This window comes from Niameybacter sp. (assembly GCF_036655075.1).
In the GTDB taxonomy this organism is placed as follows: domain Bacteria; phylum Bacillota; class Clostridia; order Lachnospirales; family Cellulosilyticaceae; genus Holtiella.
On record NZ_JAVVQU010000086.1, the window covers coordinates 1 to 5,118 of the forward strand.

5 protein-coding genes are annotated in these 5,118 nt (G+C 37.0%); 4 read left to right on the forward strand and 1 reads right to left on the reverse strand.

Features of this window, described 5'->3' with window-relative positions; genetic code table 11:
* The first annotated feature begins 76 nt into the window (after window positions 1–76).
* The 4 genes from RRY75_RS13835 to RRY75_RS13850 all read left to right on the forward strand — a co-directional run bounded on the left by RRY75_RS13835 (window position 77) and on the right by RRY75_RS13850 (window position 4,904).
* Complete coding sequence (locus RRY75_RS13835) at window positions 77–832, forward strand: GNAT family N-acetyltransferase (protein WP_332491237.1); 756 nt, start codon at window positions 77–79, stop codon at window positions 830–832.
* 91 nt (window positions 833–923) lie between these two features.
* Window positions 924–2,858: a DUF4838 domain-containing protein gene (locus RRY75_RS13840; RefSeq protein ID WP_332528487.1), complete on the forward strand. Its 1,935-nt coding sequence runs from the start codon at window positions 924–926 to the stop codon at window positions 2,856–2,858.
* Between the two features lie 28 nt (window positions 2,859–2,886).
* Complete coding sequence (locus RRY75_RS13845) at window positions 2,887–4,335, forward strand: sulfatase-like hydrolase/transferase (RefSeq protein WP_332491231.1); 1,449 nt, start codon at window positions 2,887–2,889, stop codon at window positions 4,333–4,335.
* A gap of 131 nt (window positions 4,336–4,466) precedes the next feature.
* Window positions 4,467–4,904 carry a lysozyme gene (locus RRY75_RS13850; RefSeq protein ID WP_332491229.1) on the forward strand — a complete coding sequence of 146 codons (438 nt, stop codon included), beginning with the start codon at window positions 4,467–4,469 and terminating at the stop codon, window positions 4,902–4,904.
* A gap of 16 nt (window positions 4,905–4,920) precedes the next feature.
* On the opposite strand, the gene RRY75_RS13855 is transcribed toward RRY75_RS13850, so the two are convergent.
* Window positions 4,921–5,118 (reverse strand): hypothetical protein (locus RRY75_RS13855; RefSeq protein WP_332717327.1); only part of this gene is annotated, 198 nt, incomplete at its 5' end.

A 5,118-nucleotide genomic window follows, 5' to 3' on the forward strand; every position in this document is an offset into this window, starting at 1 on the left:
AAAGTAGCTTAAAGTATATAATGACTTTAAGCTACTTTTGTATCAAGATAAATTAAATAGGTGAGGGAGAAAAGTAATGGGTGAACAGTTCAAAAATATAACACTTGAGCATATTGATGAGGAACATATTTGTTGTGCCATAGCAGATAAAAAGCATCAATGTGGTGTAACTAACAAAAAGGAATGGATGAGGGAAAGGCTTACAGAGGGACATGTATTTCGCAAACTTGATGTGAGAGGAAAAGTATTTATAGAATATGCACCACTTGAAAAGGCATGGATACCTATTTTAGGAGAGAATTATTTGTATATCTACTGTCTTTGGGTATCTGGTGCGTTTAAGGGGAAAGGGTATGGCAAAGCATTGTTGGAATATTGTATAGAGGATGCCAGAAGAAGTGGAAAATCAGGCATATGTATTTTAACTTCTAAGAAGAAAAAGCCTTACCTATCTGACAAAAAGTTTATTGAAACCTATGGTTTCAAGGTGGTAGATACAGTAGAGGCGTATGAGCTTTTAGCCCTATCTTTTGATGGTACGAAGCCTACATTTACTGAGCAGGTGAGGCATGGAAAGATAAATAGCAAGAGGTTGACCATTTATTATGGGCAGCAATGTCCTTTTATACCCCATTGTGTTGAGGAAGTAAGGAACTTTTGTGAGGCCCATCAAATAGATGTCAATCTTATAGAAATAGATAGCCTAGAAAAGGCAAAAGCAGTACCTTGTATTTTTAATAATTGGGCAGTATTTAAAGATGGAAAATTTGAGTCAGTCATGTTGCTCAATGAGGGGCATTTAAAAAAATGGTTTGCTTGTGATAAAGAGTAAAACAAGTTTAAAATATTACATATAAATATACGTTAATCTAAAATGATGTGGTAAAATGATAAATAGTTATGAGATAGATAGGAGAAAAATGATGCATACAATTTATCAGATAGGAATGCAAGAGACACTTTGCTATGCGGCAAGGGAGCTAGCAAGTTATCTTACACTTATAACAGGTGAAGATTGTTTTGAAATTCAAGTCAGAAAGGCGTATGAGGAAAACCTAGAAGGGATTTGGTTAGGAATAGATGAAGAACTAGGCCTTCAGCTTGAAGCCCCAGATCGGGTATTCGATGATGCAATAGCTATTAAAATCCAACAAGGCAAAGGATTTATTGCTGGAAGTAATCCAAGAAGTATATTAATTGGGGTGTATAGATTTTTGACAGAACTAGGCTGTAGATGGATTAGACCCTGTAAAGATGGTGAGGTACTGGTCTATAAGCCACTTGAAGCCATGAATGTCATGCTAGAAGATGCTGCGGATTTGAGACATAGAGGCATTGTCATAGAGGGAGCTAATAGCTACCAAAATGTTGTGGATTTGATAGAGTGGATGCCAAAGCTTGGGTATAATAGCTATTTCATTCAATTTAAGCATGCCTACGCATTTTTTAAACAATGGTATGCTCATGAAGAAAACCCTTTAAAAAGAAAAGAATTCTTTGATGATGAAATGGCAAAAGAATTTACGCAAGGACTAAGAAAAGAACTTCAAAAACGTGGACTGATTGAGCATGCAGTAGGTCATGGATGGACATGTGAAGCTATTGGGATTGAAGGACGTGGCTGGGGCGTAGAAGACGGTGTATTGACCGAAGCACAAAAAGAATGTCTTGCTTTAACAAAGGGAGAAAGACAGCTATGGGGAGGCATTCCTCTTAATACCAATCTATGCTATAGCGAAGAGCGTGTTCAAGCACAAATGACAGCTGCCGTTGTAGACTATGCCAAGGAGCATCCGAATGCAGATGTCCTTCATGTATGGGTAGCGGATGACTTCAATAATCATTGTGAGTGTGAGAAATGTGGTACACTGACACCTACGGATTGGTATGTTCAGGTACTCAATCGACTAGATGAGCAACTGAGCAAAGAAGGACTATCTACGCGTATTGCATTTTTATTATACTTTGAATTGCTATGGACACCTATTAAAGAAAGGCTACATCATCCCGAACGATTTGTGATGATGTTTGCACCCATCTCCAGAACATTTAATAAGTCCTATAAATCTCGTGAGCCACAGGAGAAAAAGGTGTCACGCTACCCACTTAATCAAGTTAAGCTGCCTTCTGAGGTAGAGGATTATAGACAGTTATTAGAAGAGTGGCAAGCGCTTTTTGCAGGAGATAGCTTTGACTTTGACTATCATCTCGGACGGGCTCATTATGGAGACCCGGGCTATTGTAAGATTTCACAAATCATTTCAGAGGATATTAAAGAACTAAAAGGCATGCAGCTCAATGGGCTTATGAGTTGTCAGGAACAAAGAGCCTTCTTTCCAACAGCACTGCCTAACTATACCATGGGAAAAACATTATGGGATACAAGCTTATCTTTTGAAGAGATTGCCGAAGATTATTTTAGGCATGCTTTCGGAGAAGAAGGAGATGTATGTCAGGCTTACCTTGAAAACATTTCAGCGGCCTTTGAAATTGACTACTGGCATTTAGGTGGAGGCAAGGTGGACGAGTCCTTTGCAAATCAGGTTGCCAGTGCACAAGAGATTGTACATAACTTTAGAGAAGTAGTCATGCGTCACAAACCACACTTGTCAAAGACACAAGCATTATCATGGAAGTATTTGGTGTATCATCTAGACTATACAGAATTACTCGCTGCAGCTTTTGAAGCGAAGGCAAGAGGACAAAAAGAATTAGCTGATGAAAAATGGACGGCCTTTGCAGATTATATTTGTGAAAATGAAGATGAACTACAAAGCGTGCTAGATGTATTTAGGATTTTAAGACTTGGTGGATGGCTTGGCGGTTTTGTTAGACACAACGTAGGAGAAAGAAAGTAAAATTCTAATAAAAGTAGAGGAATAAATAATGAAAAAAAGAAAAAATGTGATATTAATTTTGTCTGACCAACAACGCTATGATACTGTCAGTGCCTATAGATTGAATGACATTTGCAAAACACCACGTATTGATGCACTTGCAGAAGAAGGAATGAAGTTTACCAATGCGTTTACCTCATCGGCTATTTGTGCACCAGCAAGAGCAAGTGTAATGACAGGGCTTTATCCACACAACCATGGGGTTATTGATAACTTTACAGATATTCAAGAAGGTATTCCACTTTTAGGAGACTGTATGAAAGCCCAAGGGTATTTTTGTGGCTATGCAGGGAAGTGGCACGTGTCACCCTTTAGAACACCGGAGGAATGTGGATTTGACGAAGGAAAGCCTTTTATGGGTTATGGATTCCCTGGAAGTGGTGTGTTTTCACAACTGAAGTTTGATCAGCCCCCTACTAATGCGCCTAATCATTATGAGGAATACCTTAAAGCAAATAGATTTACACCAGATATTTCCCATGGCTTCTTAGGGAATAATCCAGCACTTCAAATTCAAGAGATGTATGCTAAGCATGAAGGACCGGTAGAAAGTACAATTGAGTATTATGTGGCACAAGAGGCGAACAGACTTATTAAAAAGGCAAGTGAGCAAGAAGAACCCTTCTTCATTTGGGCAAATTTCTGGGGGCCACATTCCCCAAGTATTGTACCAGAACCTTATTACTCTATGTACAATCCAAAAGATATTAAAGAACACCCAAGTTACAAAGAAACTTTTGAGAATAAGCCTTATGGGCATTATCTTTCTGAGAAAATGTGGGGACTTGGTGACTACGGCTGGGAAGGTTTTGCCGATATTATTAGTAAATACTATGGTCACTGTACAATGATTGATGATATGGTGGGGATGATGGTAGATCAATTGAAAGCACTGGGGATTTATGAAGATACAATTATTATTTATAGTGCAGACCATGGAGATTGCTTAGGCGCACATAAGTTAATTGAAAAAGGTGCATTTACTTATGATGAAATCTATAGAATTCCAATGGTGGTTAAAGGTGCAGGCACTCAAGATAATGAAAGTTTTGTCTATCTTCAAGAATTGATGCCAACGTTACTAGATATTGCAGGAACAACACCACAAAAGCCAGTAGATGGACAGAGTATTTTGCCACTGATGATGGGTGAGCAAGTAAGTAATGGTAGAACAGAAGTTTATGGAGAGTATCACAATCACTTCTATGTATCAAGACAACGTATGGTAAGAGATAATAAATATCAATTTACCTTTAATGAAAGTGAAAAAGGGGAATTGTATGATTTTGAAAAAGATCCTTATCAATTACATAATGTATGCTATGACGAAAGCTATCAAGAAATTAAACAAGTGTATGCAGAAAAGTTAGCACAACATATGAATGCTACAAACGATCCAGCACGCATTTGGTTTAATCGTATCAAAGCTTTTTATTAAAAAGAATGTATAGAGCATTCAGCTTAGCAATAAATGTAAAAGGTAGTTGCAAGTGTATAGTAAAAGGTACAAGTGTTACACTCCCCTCATATAATAAGCATATAAAGTCAAAGATTTTGGGGGAAAGTGCAGTGAAAATTAATAATGAGGGCATTGCTTTAATTAAACAATTCGAAGGATGTAGTTTGAAAGCCTATAAACTTGAAGGTGAGCAATATTATACAATAGGGTATGGGCATAGCTTTGATAATAGGATTACAGCAACGACTGTATGGACGCAGAAACAAGCAGATGAAAATCTTATTAATGATTTACAAAAATATTGTAATAATGTAGATGAAATAGCAGTCAAAAAATTTAAAAATCTAAATAGTAATCAATGTAATGCTTTAATGTCCTATTGCTATAACAGAGGGCCCGGGGGATTACGTGAACTTGTGGAGCATTCTAATACAATAGAGGAGCTTGGACATAATATGGTTGTCTATTGGGGGAAAGCAATGCGCTATAAAGATGGTTTAGTAAGGCGTCGTAAAAGCGAAGCAAGTTTATTCTTTAAAGTAGTTTAAATAGAGGTTAGTAGCCTTAATCAAGATTGTAAATAATAGAAAGGCCAAAAAGCTCAAGTCCCATTTGATGAAAAAGGGGGCTTGAGCTTTTTTTTGTACAGTAGTGATGAATAGTTATTAGTGTGCCACCTTGTAGAGAGGTGAAAATAAATAATATAAAAATACTTGAATTTATTAAAAAATAAAATATAATTATTGAGAATACAGCAATTTT